This is a genomic window from Pseudomonas sp. UYEF17 (assembly GCF_040546125.1).
Lineage (GTDB): Bacteria > Pseudomonadota > Gammaproteobacteria > Pseudomonadales > Pseudomonadaceae > Aquipseudomonas > Aquipseudomonas putida_Z.
This window is the reverse complement of record NZ_JBEPNE010000009.1, coordinates 105,371-128,206: the sequence shown is the minus strand read 5'-3', so window position 1 is coordinate 128,206 and position 22,836 is coordinate 105,371. Positions and strand designations below refer to the sequence as shown.

The window sequence follows — 22,836 nt, the reverse complement described above, 5'->3', positions numbered from 1 at the left end:
TTACAAAAGTGTAGGACACACCTTGTTTAATTCAGCCAGAACTCGACATGAATTCTCACTCTTTAATTTGCCCAGATCGTAACCGCACAACTTAAAACTTTCAACAAACGGTAGATGAAGCGTTCACGATCTCCCAAGCACAATCTGTTAAGAGCTTCTGGCATATTTACTATCGTAAATATAGAAAATCCAATAGCACCCCGACATGCACCCATCTCGCCAATTTATACGATCATATAACGACTCAAAGCTGACAGACTAAAACCTTCCGGGTTCGATTCCATCGAATTCCATAACCAGCTGATTCGTTTATAGCTACCATTTGAGGTACGCCATAAAATCCACCAAATTCCAGACCCGCGAATCCCCTACCCTCACAGCTAGAAACCGTTCGTCTGGTGCCCCATACGCAGTATCAAAAAAGGCTCACCGAAAGGTGGGCCTTTTTTGTTTTCTGTGTCCCGCGATCCCAGCGTCCCTACCGCTTTCAAACCACCCCATGCATGAAAAACTCGACCGGTACGCTGAAAAACTCAGCAAAGCCCTTTATCTGGGCAACCGTCATCTTCCGCTTGTTGTTCAAAATCTCTGAAACCGCGCTCTGGGTTGCTATCGAGGCAAGGTCCTTCTGCTTCACGCCCCTGTCCGACAGCAGGAAGGCCAACGCTTCGGCCTGGCTCGCAAACGGCACGAGTACCGACTCACTCTCATACTCATAGACACGATCCGCCACCATCTCCGCAAAGCGCGCAGCTGCGTGACCTTCGCTGTCGGCATGCGAGTAGAGCTCATCGATCAATGCCATCCGCGCCTGGAGCTCAGCATCGTCCTTGATGGGGTCATGGCAGGCAGCAAGAAGCTGGGCCATGGTTGCCATCTGGGCGTTCAGGCCATCCAGCATGGGTGAAATATTAGCGATGAAGGCATCTAGTCCATTGGCTTCGATTTTATCCCGCTTCATGGTTGTCACCTGTCGAATCGGTAGGTTTTGGGCAAGTGCCAGGCGGCTACCTGACATCGCTCTTGCACCACTTGTCGTACTCCGCGTGCGACAGAATGGCCTTGATATAGAGGGTGCCCGTTCGTGTGTTGAGCCATGCGATCAGACGGCATTCGTTTTTCTTGATATCGAATACATAGACATCAAGCGGCCCTTTTCGGCTGGAGGGCCTGAGTTTTGAACAAGGAATGCGGTCAACGTTCCAGCCAGAGGCGGTAGACCACGTATCCCTTAGCTGCTCAAAAGACTCGAAGCGCAGCGTCGCCCTATCAAAGGTCGTGAGCCACAGGCTCAGGGGGGCTTTCCACTGGGCGTGAGCTTCGATGGCTTTGGTAACCGCCGCTTTCGTTATCACTCGCATCGTGTTGTCTCGGCGTACCAAGGTGACTACAAATTATTCCGGACCCAGATATCTGTCAAGCAGATATCTGGATCCGGAATATACGCTCTGCTGGGGGTCACCTGGATATTGATGTCGATCAAGCTGAGTAGCGGGCCGAGGTATAGGTTGGGGACATAGTCCTGAGGGAAGCTGACCATGGCCAAGAAATTCCCCACAAACCCCAGCCACCCGGAGCGCATCTGCTGGGGCTGCGACCTGTACTGCCCGGCCAAGGCATTAGCCTGTGGCAATGGCGCGAGTCGGACCATGCACCCGGTGGAACTGTTTGGCGAGGATTGGGACAGTTTCGAGGACCGGCTGGAGAAGTCGATTGATCGCGAGCAAGGGACAGGGCACAGGTGAAATGGGGCCGCTTTGCGTGCCATCGCCGGCAAGCCGGGCTCCTACAGGTACAGCGCATGCCTTGAAGCCCGGTGCAGCCCCAGCGAATCAGGTGCCGCGGTGAATGGCACGGGCTTCGCCCGTATTCGCGGGCGCGCCCGCTGCCACAGGGATCGCACCACCTATCAGAAATTGAGCAAGGCAGTTGTTCCTAAAGGAGTGCGCCGGGCTCAAGGCATGCGCTGTACCTGTGGGAGCGGCTTTAGCCCCGAACACCGGCGCAGCCGGTGCCATACACCGCGTTGGATTCTTCGCGGCTAAAGCCGCTCCCACAGGGTACGCGGATTGCTTGCAATTTCAGTTATCTACGCGACAGCGCAGCCCAAAGGGCTGGGCCATCTACCACAGGTACAGCGCATGGTTTGAGCCTGGCGCCGACCCAGCGAATCAGGTGCTGTGGTGGATGGCACGGGCTTCGCCCGTGTTCGCGGGCGCGCCCGCTCCCACAGGGATCGCGCCACCTGTTAGAAATTGAGCAAGGCAGTTGCTACCAAAATACCTGTGGGAGCCCGGCTTGCCGGCGATGGGCTGCGCAGCAGCCCCAGGTGCGGTTGGTCAGAACGCTGTGCTGACCATCAGCGACAGGTTGCGTGGGTCGCCGTAGATCGCCCCGGCATAGAACCCGTAGCGGGTGTAGTAGTGCTTGTCGAACAGGTTGTTGGCGTTGAGGCTGACGCTGGTGTCGTCGGTCAGCTGGTACTTGGCCATGGCATTCCAGATGGCATAACCGGACCAGTTCACGTCAGTGGCACCGGTGCTCACACCATTGCTCGGCTGGCCCGCCGGGCTGGAGATCGCGCGGATGTTGCTCTGCGCAGTCACCCCGGCGCCCAGGGTCAGGCGGTCGAGGGGGCCGGAAAGGCGGTAGGTGGTCGAGGCCTTGAACAGGTGCGATGGGTCGCTGCGGCCGTCGCTGTCGACGCGGCGGAAGTGCAGGTAGGTGTAGCCGGCGTACACGTTCCAGCTGGGGGTCAGGGCGCCGGCGATTTCCAGGTCGATACCGTCGGTTTCCTGGCCGGAACCGGCTTTGTAGGCGTCGCCACCGGTGGGGGTGGTCAGGTCGCCGTCGAGCACTGCCTTGTTTTCCTGCTTGGTGCGGAAGTACGCCGCCGAGGCGTTCAGGCGGCCATCGAACCACTCACCCTTGATACCCGTCTCGTAGCTTTGCCCGCGAATCGGCTCGACCTTGCTGCCGCTGCTGGTTTCAGCGGTTTGCGGGGTGAAGATGTCGGTGTAGCTGGCGTACAGCGAGTAGTTGTCGTTGAGGTCGTACACCGCGCCCAGGTACGGGGTGACGATGCCGTTCTCTTCCTGGCTGGTACGTGCGCCAGCCACGCTGCGGGTGGTGGCCGAGTAGTTGCTGGTGCGCACGCCGAGGATGACCGACAGTGGGTCGGTGATGCTCAGGCGGGTTGCCGCGTACATGCCCTGCAGGCGGGTCGTGGTCTTGCTGTGGCGGCCGGTGCGCGAGGCGATGATGTTGTAGTCGTCATCCACGCCATTGCGCCAGTCGGTCAGCGGGAAGCCGTTGTTGGCGCGGAACTGGCAGCCCAGCGCAGGCGCACTGGCCATGCCGTCGCCAACCATGGTGCAGGTGTATTCCGGCGACCAAGCCACGGTGCGGCTGTCGTTGTAGCCAACCATCGCCTGGTGGGTACGGCCGAACAGCTGGAACGGGCCGGACAGGTCGATCTGCGCCGACTGTTGGGTGGTGTCGGTGGAGCTGTGCAAGCCGTTGAGCACGGCGCCGCTGCCATCCTGGTCCCAGTAGCCGCCGTAGCTGCCACGGCCCGCCGAGTTGACCTTGGCCAGGCCGCGGTGGTTGAGGGTTTCGGCGGTGCTCTGGGCGGCTTTCAGGTTCAGCGTCCAGTCGTTGTCGAAGCGGTGCTCCAGCGAGCCGAACGCGGTGCGGGTGGTGTACTCGCCAAAGCTCCAGCTGGGTACCACGTTGGTGCTGCGTGGCAGGTCGGTCTTGCTGCCATCGCGGTACCAGATCGGGATGTTCGCACCCCAGCCACCGCCAACAATCTTGTTGTACTCGTACTGGTAGCCGGCACCGAGGGTGGTGGCGTCGTTCAGGTCGAACTCGAAGTTGGCCAGCGCGGCGCGGGAGCGCTCGGACTGGTTGTCGCGGAATGAGTTGGCGTCCTGCTGGGTCATCACGAAGCGCGAACGCAGGCGGCCGTCTTCGGACAGCGGCAGGTTGAGGTCGGCGCCCAGGCGGCGCTTGTCCCAGCTGCCGTAGGTGGCATAGGCGCTACCGCCGAACGTCCTGGTCGGTGCCTTGCGGATCAGGTTGACGGTGGCCGACGGGTCACCGGTACCGCCCAGCAGGCCGTTGGCGCCGCGCACGATGTCGATGCGCTCGTACAGGTCCATGTTCAGTGCGTTGCCGCCACCACTGAAGTCGGAGCCGCCCTGGAACTGCAGGCCATCGACCTTCCAGTTGCTGATCGAGTAACCACGGGCACGGTAGTCGGTGCGCCCGCCCACTTCGGACTTGCTCGCGGTCACGCCTGGGGTGGTTTCCAGCGCTTGCTCGATGGTGTGGATGTCGCGGTCATCCATCTGCTGGCGGGTAATGGTGGTGACCGACTGCGGCGTCTGGCGCGGCGTCAGGGCCAGGCCGGTGGAGCTGCGGGTGCTTTCGACCGTGTAACCCAGCTGGCCGGCTTCGTCGGCAGGCAGCAGGGCGCTGTCTTCGATCTGCGTGGCCTCCAGTTCCAGGGGCTTGCTGTCGGCAGCCATCGCGCCACCGCTGACGGCCACGGCAATGAACAGGGCCAGCGGTTTGAGGCGAGTGCCGCCTCGGCTGATGGGGGGGAAGGCGTTCGGGGTGCTCTCGGAGTTCATTTGGGAAGGCTTCGTATTTGCAGATGATTTTTTGTTAGGATTCTAGGGATCGGCCCCCGGGGCTCCAGACCCGGCTTGTACGGGGATGTAATCGAACGTAACGAGCGCCACCGGCCCTCACCGAACAGGTGTTTTTCTGCATGAGCACAACTTTGCTTGTTGTCGACGATGACGACGAGATCCGCGAACTTCTTTGTGATTACCTGACTGATGCCGGCTATAACGTGCTGGCAGCGGCTGACGGCGAGCAGATGCGCGAACAACTGGCCAGGCACAAGGTGGAACTGGTGGTGCTGGACCTGATGCTGCCGGGCGAAGACGGCCTGAGCCTGTGCCGCCAGCTGCAAGCCACGCCGGGGCTGGCGGTGATCATGCTGTCGGCCAAGGGCAGCACGCTGGACCGCATCATCGGCCTGGAGGTGGGTGCCGATGACTACCTGGCCAAGCCCTTCGAGCCACGCGAGCTGATCGCCCGGATCAAGGCCGTGCTGCGTCGTCCGCAACGCCTGGATGCCCCCGCCGAAGAGCCGGTAGAAGATGCCCAGCTGTTCGCCGGCTTCCGCCTGGAACACGTGAAGCGCCTGCTCACCCGCCCCGATGGCGAGACCCTGACCCTGCCCCGCTCCGACTACCGCGTACTGCGCGAGCTGCTGGAAGCCAACAACCGCGTGGTGTCCCGCGACCAGCTGACGCGCAGTGCGTTCGGCCGCGACCACCTGCCAGACGACCGTTCGGTGGACATGTGCGTCAGCCGCCTGCGCCAGCACCTGCGCCACGCGCCGGCGGGTGCCGCGCAAATTCTCACTATCCGCAACGAAGGCTATTTGCTGAGCATCGCCGCCAACGGGGCCGATGCCTGACATGCGCTGGCTGCGCCGGCTGTGGCCACGCACGTTGTTCGGCCAGTTGCTGCTGATAATGGTCAGCGGCACCGTGCTGATCCAGTTGATGTCCAGCAGCATCTGGTTCGATGTGCGTTTTGCCCAGGTTCTCGAGGCCCCTGTCCGGCTGATTGCCGCACGCAGCGCGCCGTTGATCGCTCAGGCCGACTGCCGTGCCGGTGCACTGCAGGCGCCAGCGCATTACCAACTGCGTTGCAGTGAAGCCCTGCCCACGCCGGTGCAGGACGAGCGCCGCGGGCGCAGGCGTGTCGAGCTGTTGCTGCACCAGGCCCTCGAGTACGAATTGGGGCATGCCCAGGACGTGCGCCTGATGAAGGTGCAGTTGACCGACGAACAGGGCCAACCGATCGTCTGGCGCAGCCTGTTCGGCCTGCGCACGGCCCAGGCGCATCTGCAGTTCGCGGTGCCGTTGGCCGATGGGCACTGGCTGACCATCGAGGGCCAGGAACTGCAAGGCTGGAGCGGTGAGTCGGCCTGGGTGCTGATCAGCGATTACCTGTTGCGGGTGTACGCGCTGCGCATCGTCGCGGTATTGCTGGTGTGCCTGATAGCCGTGCGCCTGTGCCTGCGCCCGTTGCGGCGCCTGGCCGATGCCGCGCGCGGCCTGGGCAGCAACCTCGAGCAGCCGCCCTTGGCGCTGGATGGCCCGGAGGAAGTGCGCCAGGCGGCCCAGGCCTTCAACGCCATGCAGCAGCGGCTGATCGCGATGGTCAACGACAAGGCCTACTTCCTGGCCGCCGTGTCCCACGACCTGCGCACCCCGCTGACGCGCATGCGCCTGCGCCTGGAGCGCCTGCCGGACGACGAAAACCGGCAGCGCCTGCCGGACGACGAAAACCGGCAGCGCCTGCGGCAGAACATTGCGCAGATGGACAACATGATCGGCCAGGTGCTCGATTACCTGCGCGCGGGGGAGCAACAGAACTTGCAGCAGGTGGACCTGGACCGGCTGGTGGTGCGCCAGTGCGCGGAGCTGGCCACTGCCGAAGAGCCGTTGCCGGTGCATGGCCAGGCGGGCAGCCTGCGGGTCGATGCCCTGCTGCTGCAGCGCTGCCTGCAGAACCTGCTGGTCAATGCGTTGCGTTATGCCAAGGAGGTTTCGGTCACGCTGGAGCAGGCGACCACGGGGGTGTTCATCCATATCGATGACCGCGGCCCGGGGATTGCTCCGAGCCTGTTGGCGACCATCATCGACCCGTTCGTGCGTGGTGAAGGGTCGCGCAACCAGGCGTCCGGGGGGTATGGGCTGGGGTTGAGCATCGCCCAGCGGATTGCTGCCAGCCATGGGGGCGAGTTGCTGCTGGCGAACCGCGAGGGGGGTGGGTTGCGGGTCAGCGTGTTACTACCCAATCAGCCTTTACGCGCCCCCCTGTAAGAGCGGCCTTGTGTCGCGATGGGCTGCGCAGCAGCCCCGGATTCTGGAGTTGATGCAAAGAGTGCCGGGGCCGCGTTGCGGCCCTTTCGCGACACAAGGCCGCTCCTACAAAGGACCGCATGAGCCTGGAAATACGCGATCAGGTAACAGTCTTTTACCGATTACCCAGGTTTTCCCCTCCCCGCCTTTGCCTATCCTATGCCCGGTCATCCTGCCTGCGATGGACCCATGAAACACTCTCTACCCAGCCGCTACGCCTGCCTCGCCCTCTGCCTGCTGTTCACCTTCGCCAGCCTGCCGCTGCTACCCCAGCATGCCTGGCTGTGGCCGTTGACACTGATCACCGCGCTGCTCAGCCTGGTCGGCCTGAACGACCTGCGGCAAAGCCATCACGCCGTGCGCCGCAACTACCCGATCCTGGGCAACATCCGCTACCTGATCGAAACCATCCGCCCGGAAATCCGCCAGTACCTGATCGAGGGCGACGACGACAAGCTGCCGTTCTCCCGCTCGCAGCGTTCGCTGGTCTACGCCCGGGCCAAGAACGAAAGCGCCGAGAAGGCCTTCGGCACCCTCAACGATGCCTACAAGCCCGGCTTCGAGTTCATCAGCCATTCCATGCTGCCAGTGGCCACGCCAGACCCGGCATCGTTCCGCATCGCCATTGGCGGGCCGCAATGCCGCCTGCCCTACTCGGCATCGATCTTCAATATCTCGGCCATGAGCTTCGGCGCCCTCAGTGCCAACGCCATCGCTGCCCTGAACCGCGGTGCACGCATGGGCCGTTTTGCCCATGACACCGGCGAAGGCAGCATCAGCCCGTACCACCGCGAACATGGCGGTGACCTGATCTGGGAAATCGGCAGTGGCTACTTCGGCTGCCGCACCGAGGACGGCCGCTTCGACCCACAGCGCTTCGCCGAGCAGGCGCGCTCGCCGCAGGTGAAGATGATCGAGATCAAGCTTAGCCAGGGCGCCAAGCCGGGCCACGGCGGCATCCTGCCGGGGCACAAGGTCAGCCCCGAAATTGCCGCAACCCGTGGCGTGCGCGTGGGCGAGGATTGCATCTCGCCGGCAGCGCACAGTGCCTTCCGCACGCCGGTCGAGTTGCTGCAGTTCGTTGCCAGCCTGCGCGAGCTGTCGGGCGGCAAGCCGGTGGGGTTCAAATTCTGCCTGGGCCACCCTTGGGAATTCATGGGCATTGCCAAGGCCATGCTTGCCACCGGCATCACTCCGGACTTCATCGTCGTCGATGGCAAGGAAGGCGGCACCGGGGCGGCGCCACGCGAGTTCAGCGACAACATGGGCGTGCCGATGCGCGAGGGCCTGATGTTCGTGCACAACACCCTGGTCGGCCTGAACCTGCGCGCCAATATCCGCATTGGCGCGGCAGGCAAGATCGTCAGCGCCTTCGACATCGCCAGCGTGCTGGCCATCGGGGCGGACTGGGTCAACTCCGCGCGCGGCTTCATGTTCGCCATTGGCTGCATCCAGTCGCAGAGCTGCCATACCAACAAATGCCCGACCGGCGTGGCCACGCAAGACCCGCTGCGCCAACGCGCCCTGGTGGTGCCGGACAAGGCCGAGCGGGTGGCCAGCTTCCACCGCAACACGCTGCATACGTTGGCCGAAATGTTGGCTGCCGCTGGCCTGGAACACCCTTCGGAGCTCAAGCCCAAGCACTTGGCGCGACGTATCAGCCCTAGCGAAATAGGGCTGTTCTCGGACCTGCACACATTCCTCAAGCCGGGCGAATTGCTCAGTGGCTCGATTGAAAGCGAGTTTTATGCGCGGATGTGGCAGATGGCGCGTAGTGACAGCTTTGCGCCGGAGACTGGGGCGGGGGAGGTGAAGGTTGCTGGTGTGCGGCGCAGGGAAGTGGAGCCTGCGTGAAAGCCGGGGGCCGCTTTGCGGCCCTTTCGCGGCACAAGGCCGCTCCTACAGGAGTACGCAATCTCATGTAGGAGCGGCCTTGTGTCGCGATGGGCTGCAAAGCAGCCCCTAGGCCATCAGATCAGGATCAGAAGATGCTGATCGGGTACTCGACGAATACGCGGACTTCGTTGCCGTCGTCGTTGTAACCGTTCTGCTGCACGGCGTTGTTGGTACGCACGAACGAGCTACGCAGCTTGATCGACAGGTCCTTGGCCGGGCCGTCCTGCACCACGTAACGGATCTGGTTGAAGATCTCGCGCTCTTTACCTTCACCGAAGCCCTGCGGGTTGTCGACGTTGCGGGTGTTGATGTTGTCACCCACCACGTAGGCCAGCTTGTAGGTCAGGCCCGGGATGCCGTAGGCACCGAAGTCCAGGCCGTAGCCCAGCTGCCAGGAGCGCTCGTCTTCGGCGTTGAAGTCGGACCAGTACGAGTTGGCCAGGTAGATGGTCGAACCACCGTCACCCACGCCACCCTCGTTCTGGTACCAGCCGTAGTTGTAGCCGGTGCTGCCGGTGCTGCGCTGGTGGGCGATGGTGAACGAGTGCGCACCGAACGCGTAGGTAGCTGCCAGGCTCCAGATGGTGTTGGAGTCGCCGTTGAGTTTGGCGCTCTTGACGAACTTGTTGTCGATGTCCGACTTGTAGCCGTTGAAGTCCAGGGTCAGGGACTGGTCGTTGGCGATCGGGAAGACGTAGTTCAGGCCCAGGTAGTGCTTCTTCATCACGTCTTCGTTGTCGGCGGTGTACAGCGAAGCGGTGAAGTTGTCGGTGAACTTGTAGCTACCACCAAGCACGTTGATCGACTTCAGGCCACCACCGTCACGGCGCTCGGCGCTCTTGCGCGCTTCCTGGGTGAAGCGGCCGGCGTTCAGTTCCAGGCCCTGGATCTCTTTGGAGGTGATCAGGGTACCGGTGAAGCTTTCTGGCAGCAGACGGGCGTCGTCGTACTGCAGCACTGGCAGTGCCGGCATCTGGTCACCGTACTTGAGCACGGTGTTGGAGATGCGGAACTTCACTGCAGCGCCACCACGGGCCAGGTTGTGCGGCGAGTTGGCGTTGTCGTTCTCGTCCTTGAAGTCCGAAGGTTTGAAGAAGTCGACACCTGCGCCACCGTTGTGGCCCTTGCCGCCGTCCAGACGCACGGCGTACAGGCCGAATGCATCGACGCCGACACCGACGGTGCCCTGGGTGAAGCCGGAGGAGAAGTTGGCGATGACGCCCTGGCCCCATTCGATCTGGTCGTCGGTGCCGTGCTTCTTGTCACGATTGATGTAGGCGTTGCGCAGCAGGACGTTGGCGTGACTGTCCTCGATGAAGCCTTTGCTGTCGGCCTGATCATTGGCCTGTGCCTGGGTCGCGGCGATCATCGCCAGGGCGACCAGGCTGATCCTGGTTTTCAACATGTTGTTTTCCTTATTTCTTAATCAAAAACGCTCTGCAATATGACGCCAGGAACCAACGCCCCTTCGTAGGTTCGACGCTATGCGGATCCAGACTGGAAGGCCTGCCGATAATCACACGGCGGCCTCTGGCAGCAGCATGGCCAAGATCATGGCCAGCAGGCGTTGGCCGAATCCTAGCCGTGTGCGATTACAAATGTCAAAAAGTCGTGAAATGCAGGTTGATATAACCAAAATTGCCTGTGGGTCTGGTGCATTTCCATGCAGGGTTGCGCTATCAGCGGACAATTTATCTTGTGTAGGAAATAGCCTTTTGATCGAACGGACAATTTCCGGTGAGGGCGCTTTCGCAGCACAAGGCTGCTCCTGCACGGAAACGCGGCGCAGCAGCGACCGTAACAAACTGACACAGATGTAATGACAACCCTTTACAAATACTCAAGCAAGAGCAAATAACAAGCATTACCATCCGCACCTCTTTTTCACCTGCTCGATCCGGATGTGCCCATGCTTGTACCCTGCCGTCTTTCACCCCTGACGCTTGGCCTGTCGCTGCTGTTCGGCGCCAGCCTGGCCAGTGCCGCCACCACCACCCTGCCGGAACTGTCGGTAACCGCCGACAGTGAGCGCGAAGAGGACAACCCGCGGGTCAAGGAGGTAAGCACCGCGACCCGCACCTCGACGCCGGTACGTTATGTGCCGCAGGCCATCGACACGGTGAAGACCGTCAACGTGCTGGATTACGGCAGCAACACCCTGGGCAAGGCGCTGGAAGGCATCCCCAACGTCAGCAGCGGTGCCGACACCCGCTTCGACAGCGTGCGCATCCGCGGCTTCGAAGCCAGCAACGACTTCTACCTGGACGGCATTCGCGACGACAGCCAGTACATCCGCGACCTGCATAACATCGAGCGGGTCGAAGTACTCAAGGGGCCGGCAGCGGTGCTTTATGGCCGTGGCAGCCAGGGTGGTATCGTCAACCGGGTGAGCAAGGCGCCGGAGCACGGCCGCCGTTCGAGCATCGAGGCACAGGCTGGCAGCGAAGACCTGCGCAGCCTGTATGCCGACCTCAGTGCCGACCCCAGCGACACCGTCAGCCTGCGCCTGAACATGGGCAACCAGGACAACAACAGCTTCCGCGACGGCATCGACGGCAGCCGCCAGCTGTTCGCCCCGTCGATCAGCTGGCAGGTCACCCCCGACCTGAACTGGCTGGTGCAATACGAATACAGCCGCTACAACCGCACCCCGGACCGTGGCATCCCCGGGGTCAACGGCCGCCCGGCAGATGTCAGCCGCAGCACCACCTATGGCGACACCCAGCGCGACTACATCGAGGACCGCGCCCAGTCGCTGCGCTCGCGCCTTAACTACCAGCTGAACGAAACCTGGCAGTTGCGCCATACCTTGGGCCTGTTCAAGCTCGACAGTGAGTTCGACAACACCTATGTCACGGGCTACGACGCCAGCACCGACACCTTGACCCGCCAGCGCTGGCAGCAAGACCTGAACACCCGCAACCTGTTCAACAACCTGGAGGCCGAGGGCGACTTCGACACCCTGGGCCTGGAGCACAAGCTGTTGCTGGGCCTGGAGTTCGGCAACCAGAAGCGCGACCCGGTGCTGTACAAAGCGGTCGACCAGAAGCTGCAGGGCCTGGGCAAGCCCGGCCGCGACCAGCAGCTCAATGGCCCGATGACGGTGTTTAGTGACAACCATACCGTGGTCGATAGCCGCGGCCTTTATCTGCAAGACCAGATCCGCTTGAACGATCAGTGGCAAATCCTGGCTGGCGTGCGCTTCGACCAGTTTGAAGTGGAAACCACCAACAAGGATGGCGTGCGCGAAACACAGGACAGCAACAGCACCAGCCCACGCCTGGGTGTGGTCTACACACCGTGGCGCGACCATTCGTTCTACGCCTCGTGGAGCAAGACCTTCTCGCCTGTAGGTGGCGGTCTGATCGGCATCACCCCAGGCGCAAAGGGCAACGGTAACGATGCCAAGCCGGAAGAAACCCGCCAGAAAGAAATCGGCGTGAAAAGCGACTGGCTGGACCAGCGCCTGACCACCACCCTGGCCATCTACGAGCTGGAACTGTACAACCGCCGCACCCGCGACCCGATTGTTCCGGAAAACATCTTGCTCAGCGGCATGCAGCGTTCGCGCGGTATCGAGTTGACCGCCACCGGCAACATCGTTGGCAACTGGTACGTGCGCGGTGGCATCGGCCTGCAGGACGCGACCATCGTCAAGGACAACAACGGCCAGGAAGGCAACCGCATCAATGACGTAGCCAAGCGCAACGGCAGCCTGTTCGTGACCTGGAAACCGGAACTGGGCTGGTACGCCGAAACTGGCCTGACGCTGGTGGGCGAGCGATATGCGGACAACCAGAACACCACGGTGCTGCCGGGGTATGGCCGCTGGGATGCATTGGCGGGGTACCGCACGCAGGACTGGGATGTGCGGGCGGCGCTGAGCAACATTGCCGACAAGACCTACTACAGCTCGGCGACCAGTGCGGCGCAGATCCAGGTGGGTGACCCGCGTAGCCTGGTGGTGACTGGCAGCTACAGCTTCTGATCTTTATTGCCTGTGCCGGCCCCTTCGCGGCTAAAGCCGCTCCCACAGGTACCCCACATGTATCGAGATCAGTGGGGTACCTGTGGGAGCGGCTTTAGCCGCGAAGGGGCCAGCACAGGTTTAAGCAATCGATCAGTGCCACACCGCCATCAGCGCCTGCATTTCTGCTTCGCTGATCAGCCCTTGGGGATATCGTCCGGCAAGCAGACGTTGTGGGTCGGTCGTCCTGACCCTGATGCATCCATGGTGTTTCAACCACTTCGCCACAAGCCTGAGCGATTGGTGATTCACTGCCGATGGGCGCAAAGCCGACTCACTTGCTGCGTTCATTTCTACACGTACTCCCTGGCCCGTGAGCGGCTAATCTACGTAAGGATTGTTACAGATCCGAGAGCTCGGCATGGCCGAGCTATCTGACTGAAAACAATACAAAACATATGCCAGCACAGGCCTGCGGACGGCCCCGGAAACAAAAAAGGCCCGTCATCTGACGGGCCCCTTCATTCACCGTGCGCTCAACGCTTGACCGGTGCCGGCTGCTGCTGGGTCAGGCAGTGGATGTTGCCACCGCCCAACAACAACTCGCGACCTGGGATCATCACCACCTCGTGGTCGGGGAAGATCTTCGCCAGAATCGCTCTGGCTTCGGCATCTGCCGGGTCGTCGAAGCTTGGCGCGATGATGCCGCCGTTGACGATCAGGAAGTTCACGTACGAGCCGGCCAGGCGCACCGACGGGTCACGCTCCTGGCTGCCGGCCACCTGATCGACACCGGCACACTCTTCGGCGGTGGCGAACAGCGGACCCGGGATTGGCATCTTGTGCACGATGAATTCACGGCCCTTGGCATCGCGGGTGTTCTTCAGCACCTCCATGGCGGCATGGCAGCGTGCATAGTTGGGGTCGTTGGAATCATCGGTCCAGGCCAGTAACACTTCGCCCGGGCGCACGTAACAGCAGAAGTTGTCGACGTGGCCATCGGTCTCGTCGTTGTACAGGCCATCCGGCAGCCAGACCACGGTGTCCACCGCCAGCTGGTCGCGCAGCACCGCTTCGATCTGCTCGCGGTTCAGGTGCGGGTTGCGGTTGCGATTGAGCAGGCACTCCTCGGTGGTGATCACGGTGCCTTCGCCGTCCACGTGGATCGAGCCGCCCTCGAGCACGAAACCTTCGGTGTGGTAGCGCTGGCAGCGCTCCATTTCCAGGACCTTGGCCGCCAGCTCCTCGTCGCGGTTCCACGGTGCGTACAGGCCGCCGTCAAAGCCGCCCCAGGCATTGAAGCCCCAGTCCACGCCACGCACTTCACCCTGGTCGTTGATGACGAAGGTCGGGCCGGTGTCACGCACCCAGGCGTCGTCGTTGCTGATCTCGACCACGCGGATGTTCGGCTGGTCGAGCTGACGACGGGCATTTTCGTACTGGCCAGCGGAAACCGCGACGGTTACCGGCTCGAAGCGGGCAATGGCCTTGGCCAGGGTCACATGGGCAGCCTGCGCCGGCTTGCCGCCCAGGCGCCAGTTGTCGGGGCGCTCCGGCCAGACCATCCACACCTGGGTTTGCGGGGCCCACTCGGCGGGCATGTGGAAACCATCGGCACGGGGAGTGGAGTTGAGGGTTTTCATGGTTGACCTCTGTGATGGCCCTGAGCCGGACTGTGCTGGGGCGTTTGTCAATTTATAACCGATATATATCGATATTTGAAGCCCGATAATCGGGAAATCTATGAGCGAATACCGCTATTAAATCGATAACAATCGAAACATACGCAACCTTGGCCGAGAACCAAAGCGGCACGACCTCCACCATAGCCAGCCCTTGTGAATGCCGTTGAAGCCCAAGGCGGAAAAAACGGCCAGACCGGCTAGGGTCAATACATGAGCAGAACGGGCCAGCGAACCGCCATGAACATCATCCCTACCGCGATCCCTGAAGTACTGATCATCGAGCCAAAGATTTTTAGTGACAGCCGTGGTTTTTTCTTCGAGGCGTTCAACGCCCGTGAGTTCGCCCGGCAAACCGGCGTGAATGTCGAGTTCGTCCAGGACAACCATTCGCGCTCCATCAAGGGTGTGCTGCGTGGCCTGCACTACCAGGTGGCAAACACCCAAGGCAAGCTGGTGCGCGTGGTGCAGGGGGAAATCCGTGATATTGCCGTGGACGTGCGCAAGAGCTCGCCAACCTTCGGCCAATGGGTCGCGGTGCAGCTGTCGGCCGACAACCATCGCCAGTTGTGGATTCCGCCCGGCTTCGCCCATGGCTTTGCGGTGATAAGCGAGTCGGCCGAGTTTCTCTACAAGACCACCGACTACTACAACCCGGGCGCCGACCGCTGCATCCGCTGGGATGACCCGACGCTGGCCATCGACTGGGGGCTGCAGCAGCCACCGGTGCTGTCGGACAAGGACAAGCTCGGCCTGCCGCTGGCAGAGGCGGAACTGCTGCCTTAACTAGCGCATAATTGCGGCAGACTTTTCTGGCGCCTTTACGTGATGATTGCAAAACCCACGCCCCCACGCCGTCCCCGCTGGCGCAGCCTGGCCCTGTTGGCCCTGTGCCTGGCCCCGTTACTGTGGCCCCTGCATCACCTGGCCGAACGTTACTACCAGGAAGAACTGGCCTCGCAGAACCGCCAGACCCTCGACCTGTACGTCGCCAACCTGCTCGGTACCCTGCACCGCTACGAAACCTTGCCGCAGATACTCGGCGACCTGCCGGCGCTGCGCGGGGTGCTGGCCGACCCGTTCCGCCTGGAAGCAGTGACCAATGCCAACCGCCTGCTCAAGGACATCGTCCAGCAGACTGGCGCCGAGGTGATGTACCTGATGGACGTCAGCGGCAATACCCTGGCCGCCTCCAACTGGGACAAGCGCGACAGCTTCGTCGGCCGCAACTTCGCCTTCCGCCCCTACTTCAACGAAGCCATGGCCGGCCGCCTGGGGCGCTTCTTTGGCCAGGGCACCACATCGGCCAAGCGCGGTTACTTCTTCGCCGCCGCCGTGCGAGACCGTGAACGCATCGTTGGCGTACTGGTGGTCAAGGTCGACCTCGACCATACCGAAACCCTGTGGGGCCGAACCCCCGAGCAGCTGTTGCTGACCGACCACAATGGCGTGGTCATCCTGACCTCGCGGCCCGACTGGCGCTTCCGCGCGACCCGCGGGCTGACCGAAGCCGAGCGCCAGGCCATCATCGCCATCCAGCCCTACCCGACCCAGGCCCCGCAACCGCTGGTGCTAAACCAGGACGCCTGGATCAGCCAGACCCGCGACATCAAGGAAACCGGCTGGCAGGTCAGCATCCTCGCCCCGCGCATGCTGGTCGACCGTTCGGTGCAAACCGTGATGGCCATCGGCGCTGGCACCCTGCTCGTGCTGATGCTGCTGGCCGGCCTGGTGATGCAGCGGCGCCGTCACTACATCGACCGCATCGACTTCGAGGCACGTGGGCGCCAGGAACTGGAAAAACGCGTGGCCGAGCGCACCGCCGACCTCGAAGGCCTGAACACCCGGCTCAAGAGCGCCGTGCTGGAGCGCGAGAACGCCCAACAGGAGGCCGTGCGCGCCCAGGACGAACTGGTGCAGGCCGGCAAGCTGTCGGTGCTCGGCACCATGTCGGCCAGCATCAGCCACGAACTCAACCAGCCGCTGGCCGCCATCCGCAGCTACGCGGAAAACGCCGAGATCCTGCTCGACCACCAGCGTACCGAAGACGCCCGCGGCAACCTCAAGTTGATCGGCGAGCTGACCGGGCGCATGGCCTCGATCATCGCCCACCTGCGCGCCTTCGCCCGTCGTGACCGCCATGCCCCGGAGAGCGTGGCCCTGCAGCCGGCCCTGGACGATGCCCTGGCGCTGCTGGCCAAGCGCCGCCGGGCGATGGCCGTCGAGCTGATCCGCGACCTGCCGGAAGCCACCTTGTGGGTACAGGCCGGCGAGACCCGCCTGCGCCAGGTGCTCGGCAACCTGCTGGCCAATGCCCTCGATGCCCTGACCGAAAAGGCCAACCCGCGCCGCCTGTGGCTAAGTGCCGAGCAGCGCGATGACTGCGTCTACCTGTACATTCGCGACAACGGCCCCGGTTTCAGCCGCCAGGCCCTGGAGCACGCCAAGGAGCCGTTCTTCACCACCAAGACCCGCACCCAAGGCCTGGGCCTGGGCCTGGCCATCTGCGAAAGCCTGATGCGCGCCCTTGGCGGTGAACTGCTGCTGGCCAACCACCCGGAAGGTGGCGCACTGCTGACCCTGCAGCTGCGTGTGGCCGCGCCTGGCGCTACTTTGCCCAATTCGGAGGACCCCTCGGCATGACCACCGAGACACTGATCGACAGCCGAGCCCAGGTCATCCTGGTCGATGATGACCCGCACCTGCGCCAGGCCCTGAGCCAGACCCTGGACCTGGCCGGGCTCAAGGTGGTCGCCCTGGCCGATGCCCAGGGCCTGGCCGAACGCATCGAGGCCGACTGGCCTGGGGTGGTGGTCAGCGACATCCGCATGCCGGGCATCGATGGCCTGCAACTGCTGGAACAACTGCACGGCCGTGACAACGAGCTGCCGGTGCTGCTGATCACCGGCCACGGCGATGTGCCGCTGGCGGTGCAGGCGATGCGCGCCGGCGCCTACGACTTCCTGGAAAAACCCTTTGCCAGCGATGCCCTGCTGGACAGCGTGCGCCGCGCCCTGGCCCTGCGCCGCCTGGTGCTGGACAACCGCAGCTTGCGCCTGGCCCTGAGCGATCGCCAGCAACTGGCCACCCGCCTGGTGGGCCAGTCGCCGTCCATGCAGCGCCTGCGCGAGCAGATCGGCGCCCTGGCCGGCACCCGCGCCGATGTGCTGATCCTGGGTGAGACCGGTGCCGGCAAAGAGGTGGTGGCCCGCGCCCTGCACGACCTGTCCAGCCGCCGCGACGGGCCGTTCGTGGCGATCAACGCCGGCGCACTGGCCGAGTCGGTGGTCGAAAGCGAGCTGTTCGGCCATGAGCCTGGGGCGTTCACCGGCGCGCAGAAACGCCGCATCGGCAAGTTCGAGTTCGCCAACGGTGGCACGCTGTTCCTCGACGAAATCGAGAGCATGAGCCTGGATGTGCAGGTGAAACTGCTGCGCATGTTGCAGGAACGGGTGGTCGAGCGCCTGGGTGGCAACCAGCTGATCCCGCTGGACATCCGCATCATCGCCGCGACCAAGGAGGATCTGCGCCAGTCGGCCGACCAGGGGCGTTTCCGCGCCGACCTGTATTACCGCCTGAACGTGGCGCCGCTGCGTATTCCACCGCTGCGCGAACGCGGCGATGACATCCTGGTGCTGTTCCAGCACTTCGCCGACGCCGCCAGCCAGCGCCATGGCCTGCCGCCACACGCCCTGCAGCCGGCCCAGCGCGCCATGCTGCTGCGTCACGACTGGCCCGGTAACGTACGCGAGCTGCAGAACGCCGCCGAACGTTTCGCCCTTGGCCTGGAACTGGCCCTGGACGGCCAGGCGCCACCTGCGGCAATGCCTGCGGTACCGATGCCGAGCGGCAACCTCAGCGAACAGGTCGAGCAGTTCGAACGCTCGCTGATCGCTGCCGAACTGGCCCAGCCACACAGCTCCATGCGCAGCCTGGCCGAGGCGCTGGGTATCCCCCGCAAGACCCTGCACGACAAGCTGCGCAAGCATGGCTTGAGCTTCGACGGCGGTAGCGGCGGGCATGACGATCAAGAGGACAACCGTTAATGAACACCGATAGCCAGTACTTGCAGTCCGTCCTGCACGGCGACATCCCCCTGACCTGCGAAATGGGCCTGGAAGTGCTCGATTGGCAGCAGCACACCCTGCGCCTGCAATTGCCGCTGGCGGCCAACGTCAACCACAAAAGCACCATGTTCGGCGGCAGCCTGTACTGCGCCGCGGTGCTGGTGGGTTGGGGCTGGCTGCACCTGCGCCTGCGCGAGTTGGGGATCGATGACGGGCATATCGTCATCCAGGAAGGGCAGATCAGTTATCCGCTGCCGGTTACCGGGGCGGCGGTGGCGCGCTGTGCGGCGCCGGAGGAGAAGACCTGGGAGCGGTTCCTGACCATGTATCAGCGCCGCGGGAGGGCACGGTTGACGCTGGAGACCACGGTGAGCAATGCCGGTAGTGACGAGCCTGCTGTAACCTTCAGCGGCCAGTACGTGCTGCACCGCTGAAACCAATGGACTGTCGCGACTCCTGTAGGAGCGGCCTTGTGTCGCGATCGGGCCGCGAAGCGGCCCCGGCAATTAATGCGGCAATGCTGAAACCCTGGGGCCGCGCTGCGGCCCGATCGCGACACAAGGCCGCTCCTACACGATCATGTCCGCCTGTCAGATCAGGCTCAGGAAGGCTTGGCGCCACGCAGCATTTGCCGGCAATGCCAGGAAATGCGGGTTGAGCAACGACTCCCGCGCCGGGTACCGGAACGGCAAGCCATCCAGCCCGATTACCTCCCCACCAGCCCCTTCCACCACGCCCTGCGCCGCTGCGGTATCCCACTGCGAGGTCGGTGCCAGGCGCGGATAGCAATCGGCGCTACCCTCGGCCAACAGGCAGAACTTCAGCGAACTGCCGATATTGGCCAGCTCCAGCTCACCCACCGCAGCCCCCAACCCGGCCAACAAGGCTTCCTGTTCCGGGCTGGAATGGCGACGGCTGGCAACCACGGTGAAACGCCCACCCGCCGGCGGCGCATTACGTACCTGGATCGCCTGGGCGGCCTCACCCGCCTCCGCACGCCAAGCGCCCAACCCGCGACCACCGAAGTAGCAGCGCCCGTTGGTCGGCATGGAAACCACGCCAAACACCACCTCGCCGTTTTCGACCAGCGCGATGTTGACCGTGAACTCTTCGCTGCCGGCAATGAATTCCTTGGTGCCGTCCAGCGGGTCGACCAGCCACCAGCGGCTCCAACCCTGACGCTCGGCCAGCGGAATGTTGCAGTCCTCTTCAGACAGCACCGGGATCTGTGGCGCCAGCGCCAGCAGGCCATCGGCAATCACCCGGTGTGCCGCCAGGTCGGCGGCGGTGACCGGCGAATCGTCGGCCTTGTTGGTCACGGCCACATCGGCGCGCCAGAACGGCAAGATCGCTTCGCCCGCCAACAGGGCCAGCTTGACCACTTCGTGCATCAATTGCAGGTCGTTCATGCTTCCAGCAGCCCCCGCTGAATCAGCAGGTCACGCGCCAGGTACAGCGCCGCCAGGGCACGCCCCTCGGTGAACTGTGGGTGCATGGCCAGGGCCGAGAGTTCGCGCAGGTTGACCTTGTCGACCCGCATCGGCTCCGGCTCGTCGCCCTCCAGGCGCTCCTCGTAAAGGTCGCTGGCCAGCACCACCTGGATCTTCTGGCTCATGTAGCCCGGCGACAGCGACAGCTCGGTCAGGTGCTCCAGCTGGCGCGCGCCAAAACCGGCCTCTTCCTTGAGCTCCCGGTCGGCTGCCGCCAGCACGTCCTCGCCCGGCTCGATCAGGCCCTTGGGCAACGACAGCTCGTATTCGTCGGTGCCGCCGCAGTATTCCTCCACCAGCACCGCGTGCTCGGCATCGAGCATGGCCACGATCATCACCGCGCCGTAGCCATTACCCCGGCCCACCAGGCGCTCGTAGGTACGCTCGTTGCCATTGCTGAAGCGCAATTGCACGGCTTCGACGCGAAACAGGCGGCTGCTGGCGACGATTTCGCGGCTGAGGACGGTGGGTTTCTGGCGCATGGGGCGGCTCCTTGGCGTGAACGGGTTACTATACCGTGGCTTGCCGACTGATCGAGAGTTTCCCATGCCTGTTCTTCCCTGGTCTGCCATCGATACCGTCCTGCTGGACATGGATGGCACCCTGCTTGACCTGCATTACGACAACCGCTTCTGGCTGGACCACCTGCCCCAGCGCTATGCCGAGCTGCACGGGGTGAGCCGGGCCATGGCGGAAATGGAGCTGCAGCCGCTGTTCGAACGCAATGCCGGCACGCTGAACTGGTATTGCCTGGACTTCTGGAGCCGCGAACTGCGGCTGCCGATCCGCGAGCTGAAACAGGAAATCGCCGACCTGATCGCCCTGCGCCCGGATGCCGATACTTTCCTTGCCGCGATCCGCGACGCAGGCAAGCGCGTGGTGATGATCACCAATGCGCACCGGGATTCGCTGTCGCTGAAGCTGGAGCGGGTGGAACTGGCGCCGTATTTCGAACGGCTGATCAGCTCGCATGACTATGGCTACCCGAAGGAAAGCCCGCAGTTCTGGGACGCATTGCAGGCGGACATCGGCTTTGAACCGGAGCGCAGCCTGTTCATCGATGACACCCTGGCGATTCTGCGCAGTGCGCGACGGTTTGGCGTGGGGCATCTGCTGGCGGTGCGCCAGCCGGATAGCCAGGCAGGGCCGCGGGATACCGAAGAGTTTGCGGCGGTCGAGGATTACCGGGAATTATTGGTAGGCCTGTGAAGGCCCTTTCGCGGGTAAACCCGCTCCCACAGGATCACCACAGGTCTGAACTGTGTGCGATCCCTGTGGGAGCGGGTTTACCCGCGAAGAGGCCGGTACAGGCTGTAGATATCAGTCAGGAATACGCAACACCTGCCCCGGATAGATCTTGTCCGGGTGCTTGAGCATCGGCTTGTTGGCCTCGAAGATCTTCTGGTACTTGTTGGGGTCGCCATACACCTTCTTCGAAATGGCGCTCAACGTATCACCCTTCTCCACCGTCACGAACCGCGCGGCCTGGGCCACCGGTCCGGTCACGGTGATCTGGTCATCGACACTGGCCACGCCAGCGACGTTGCCCGCCGCCAGGATGATCTTCTCCTTCTCCTCCTGGCTGGCCACCTCACCCTTGAGGATGATCGTGTCTCCCTCTACAGTGGCCGTGATATTCGGGTTGCCCAGGCCGACACTTTCCACGTGTTTCTTCAGCTGCTCTTCGGCATTGGCATTGCCGGGGGTCAGCAGGTCGATCAACTTCTCGCCCGCTTCCTTGACGAAACTGAACAAGCTCATAGCGCTCTCCTTGTTGACGAAACCTCGGACACAGCAGTCTAGGCCAGCTTTTCCCCTGGCGCCCCCATGCGACCAATCGACGCGGTCTATCAAGGCATAGACCCTAGCGATTAGACGCCGCCGGCCCGCACGCCTAGGCTTGTGCTATCTGAAAGCTGCCGATAGCCCCGATGAAAAGTCAGCCCCGATGAACAGCAAACCTCCGGTCTGCGCGGCCTCATCGCCCTTGACCATGCCCGCCGCCAGCAACACCTACGATTACGTCCAGCTCAATGACGCCAGACGCGACAGCACGCCCCTGGCCGAAGAAGTGGCCCTGGCCATTGTCTACAACGGCCTGAACCAGGCGGTGATGCTGGTCAGCCCAACCGACCTGGAAGACTTCGCAGTCGGCTTCAGTGTCGGCAGCGGCATAGTGGAAGGCACCACGGAAATCTACGACCTGAAACTCTCCGGCAGCGGCTCGGCAATGTATGCCGACCTGGAGATTTCCAGCCGTGCGTTCTGGAACCTGAAAAACCAGCGCCGCCAGCTGGCCGGCACCAGTGGTTGCGGCCTGTGCGGGGTCGAAGCACTGGAGCAGGCACTGCCAGAGCTGGCCAAGTTGCCTGGCGCACCCTTGCCACCAGCGCAATGGCTGGTCGGCCTGCGTGAGCGCATCGATGCCTTCCAGCCTCTGGGCCAGCACTGCGGCGCGGTGCATGCGGCGCTGTTCATGGACCGCCACGGCGAACTGCTGCTCGGCCGCGAAGACATCGGCCGGCACAACGCCCTCGACAAGCTGATCGGCGCCTTGCTGCGCCAAGGCATCGACAGCCAGGGTGGCCTGGCCATCGTCACCAGCCGCTGCAGCCTGGAGCTGATCCAGAAGGTGCTGCGGGCCGGTATCCAGACCCTGGTCAGCCTGTCGGCGCCCACCGGCCTTGCCCTGCAATGGGCGCGCAAGCACAACCTCAACCTTATCCATCTGCCCAAGCACAGCGCACCGCGGGTCTACAGCCCAGCGGCGGAGTCGTAACA

19 protein-coding genes are annotated in these 22,836 nt (G+C 63.1%); 11 read left to right on the top strand and 8 right to left on the bottom strand.

The genetic code is table 11. The features are described 5' to 3' along the window. Positions 1-487: 487 nt before the first annotated feature. Positions 488-961, bottom strand: a complete 474-nt coding sequence (locus ABIB24_RS15865; protein ID WP_061550697.1) for a helix-turn-helix domain-containing protein — start codon at positions 959-961, stop codon at positions 488-490. Between the two features lie 46 nt (positions 962-1,007). After that, on the bottom strand, positions 1,008-1,361 hold the full coding sequence (locus tag ABIB24_RS15860; protein WP_082810503.1) for a type II toxin-antitoxin system HigB family toxin: 354 nt from the start codon (positions 1,359-1,361) through the stop codon (positions 1,008-1,010). A 177-nt stretch (positions 1,362-1,538) separates the two neighbouring features. On the opposite strand from ABIB24_RS15860, the gene ABIB24_RS15855 reads away from it, so the two are divergent. Continuing rightward, positions 1,539-1,745: a DUF3079 domain-containing protein gene (locus tag ABIB24_RS15855; RefSeq protein WP_354316849.1), complete on the top strand. Its 207-nt coding sequence runs from the start codon at positions 1,539-1,541 to the stop codon at positions 1,743-1,745. Between the two features lie 594 nt (positions 1,746-2,339). Here the strand turns inward: ABIB24_RS15855 and ABIB24_RS15850 are convergent. After that, positions 2,340-4,637 (bottom strand): TonB-dependent siderophore receptor, encoded by a 2,298-nt coding sequence (locus ABIB24_RS15850; protein WP_354316848.1) that lies wholly within the window; start codon positions 4,635-4,637, stop codon positions 2,340-2,342. Positions 4,638-4,777: 140 nt separating this feature from the next. Here ABIB24_RS15850 and ABIB24_RS15845 point away from each other — a divergent pair, with 140 nt between their 5' ends. From ABIB24_RS15845 to ABIB24_RS15835, 3 genes are all read left to right on the top strand, one after another. After that, on the top strand, positions 4,778-5,497 hold the full coding sequence (locus ABIB24_RS15845; protein ID WP_054573664.1) for a response regulator: 720 nt from the start codon (positions 4,778-4,780) through the stop codon (positions 5,495-5,497). A 1-nt stretch (position 5,498) separates the two neighbouring features. Beyond that, positions 5,499-6,914 carry an ATP-binding protein gene (locus ABIB24_RS15840; protein ID WP_354316861.1) on the top strand — a complete coding sequence of 472 codons (1,416 nt, stop codon included), beginning with the start codon at positions 5,499-5,501 and terminating at the stop codon, positions 6,912-6,914. 228 nt (positions 6,915-7,142) lie between these two features. After that, positions 7,143-8,807 (top strand): FMN-binding glutamate synthase family protein, encoded by a 1,665-nt coding sequence (locus tag ABIB24_RS15835; protein WP_274078839.1) that lies wholly within the window; start codon positions 7,143-7,145, stop codon positions 8,805-8,807. Between the two features lie 127 nt (positions 8,808-8,934). Here the strand turns inward: ABIB24_RS15835 and ABIB24_RS15830 are convergent, their stop codons facing one another. After that, the gene (locus ABIB24_RS15830; protein WP_354316847.1) at positions 8,935-10,254 is read right to left on the bottom strand and encodes an OprD family porin; all 1,320 of its coding nucleotides are present in this window, start codon (positions 10,252-10,254) and stop codon (positions 8,935-8,937) included. Positions 10,255-10,758: 504 nt separating this feature from the next. On the opposite strand from ABIB24_RS15830, the gene ABIB24_RS15825 reads away from it, so the two are divergent. Next, positions 10,759-12,837, top strand: coding sequence for a TonB-dependent receptor (locus ABIB24_RS15825; RefSeq protein WP_274078837.1), 2,079 nt, complete (start codon positions 10,759-10,761; stop codon positions 12,835-12,837). A gap of 515 nt (positions 12,838-13,352) precedes the next feature. Here the strand turns inward: ABIB24_RS15825 and aguA are convergent. Further along, positions 13,353-14,459: an agmatine deiminase gene (gene aguA, locus ABIB24_RS15815; RefSeq protein WP_025337343.1), complete on the bottom strand. Its 1,107-nt coding sequence runs from the start codon at positions 14,457-14,459 to the stop codon at positions 13,353-13,355. Positions 14,460-14,738: 279 nt separating this feature from the next. Here aguA and rfbC point away from each other — a divergent pair, with 279 nt between their 5' ends. From rfbC to ABIB24_RS15795, 4 genes are read left to right on the top strand one after another with little or no spacing between them, the layout of a single operon-like run. Next, complete coding sequence (gene rfbC / locus ABIB24_RS15810) at positions 14,739-15,284, top strand: dTDP-4-dehydrorhamnose 3,5-epimerase (RefSeq protein WP_137162780.1); 546 nt, start codon at positions 14,739-14,741, stop codon at positions 15,282-15,284. A 42-nt stretch (positions 15,285-15,326) separates the two neighbouring features. Next, the gene (locus ABIB24_RS15805; RefSeq protein ID WP_354316846.1) at positions 15,327-17,141 is read left to right on the top strand and encodes a sensor histidine kinase; all 1,815 of its coding nucleotides are present in this window, start codon (positions 15,327-15,329) and stop codon (positions 17,139-17,141) included. Beyond that, entirely contained in the window at positions 17,138-18,544 is a 1,407-nt protein-coding gene (locus ABIB24_RS15800; RefSeq protein ID WP_025337340.1) for a sigma-54-dependent transcriptional regulator, read from the top strand. Before ABIB24_RS15805 ends, ABIB24_RS15800 begins: the two co-directional genes overlap by 4 nt. Next, entirely contained in the window at positions 18,544-18,999 is a 456-nt protein-coding gene (locus tag ABIB24_RS15795) for a thioesterase domain-containing protein (protein WP_274078836.1), read from the top strand. Before ABIB24_RS15800 ends, ABIB24_RS15795 begins: the two co-directional genes overlap by 1 nt. A 156-nt stretch (positions 19,000-19,155) precedes the next feature. Here ABIB24_RS15795 and cysQ read toward each other — a convergent pair whose 3' ends face one another. Further along, positions 19,156-19,974: a 3'(2'),5'-bisphosphate nucleotidase CysQ gene (gene cysQ / locus ABIB24_RS15790; protein ID WP_084785110.1), complete on the bottom strand. Its 819-nt coding sequence runs from the start codon at positions 19,972-19,974 to the stop codon at positions 19,156-19,158. Further along, positions 19,971-20,537, bottom strand: coding sequence for an ADP compounds hydrolase NudE (gene nudE / locus ABIB24_RS15785; protein WP_015268611.1), 567 nt, complete (start codon positions 20,535-20,537; stop codon positions 19,971-19,973). Before nudE ends, cysQ begins: the two co-directional genes overlap by 4 nt. Before the next feature lie 64 nt (positions 20,538-20,601). Between nudE and yrfG the strand changes: the two genes are divergently transcribed. Further along, positions 20,602-21,264 (top strand): GMP/IMP nucleotidase, encoded by a 663-nt coding sequence (yrfG, locus tag ABIB24_RS15780; RefSeq protein WP_003257447.1) that lies wholly within the window; start codon positions 20,602-20,604, stop codon positions 21,262-21,264. A 111-nt stretch (positions 21,265-21,375) separates the two neighbouring features. Here yrfG and lysM read toward each other — a convergent pair whose 3' ends face one another. Next, on the bottom strand, positions 21,376-21,816 hold the full coding sequence (lysM, locus tag ABIB24_RS15775; RefSeq protein ID WP_023661080.1) for a peptidoglycan-binding protein LysM: 441 nt from the start codon (positions 21,814-21,816) through the stop codon (positions 21,376-21,378). Between the two features lie 187 nt (positions 21,817-22,003). Between lysM and fdhD the strand changes: the two genes are divergently transcribed. Next, positions 22,004-22,834, top strand: coding sequence for a formate dehydrogenase accessory sulfurtransferase FdhD (fdhD, locus tag ABIB24_RS15770; RefSeq protein ID WP_075044326.1), 831 nt, complete (start codon positions 22,004-22,006; stop codon positions 22,832-22,834). Positions 22,835-22,836: the final 2 nt, after the last annotated feature.